The 256-nt window shown below is 39.5% G+C and carries 1 pseudogene; it reads right to left on the reverse strand.

The window, feature by feature from the left end:
• Window positions 1–45: 45 nt before the first annotated feature.
• Window positions 46–256 (reverse strand): annotated as a pseudogene (locus DSOL_RS29895) (hypothetical protein); the annotation flags it as partial.

Consider the following 256-nt stretch of genomic DNA (forward strand, 5'->3'; position numbering starts at 1 on the left):
CCCCAGTGTATACTTGTACCAAGCCTTGTGAAATATTTGTCATCATTACACCTTCCGTATCCATTTTTCCAGTTGTGGATGTATATAAACAACATTGGGGGAAATTAAGATTTCAGGAAACCTCTCTAGGCTTTGTCGATTGAAGGAAATAGAAAATGAACAACTTGATAGACGACTTCTCATCGGTCGCTCTCAATTCCACCTTATCGGGGTAAAGATAGTAGGAATAATTCCCATCGCGCCATGAAATTTCAAC

The organism is Desulfosporosinus metallidurans (assembly GCF_001936615.1).
In the GTDB taxonomy this organism is placed as follows: Bacteria; Bacillota; Desulfitobacteriia; order Desulfitobacteriales; family Desulfitobacteriaceae; genus Desulfosporosinus; species Desulfosporosinus metallidurans.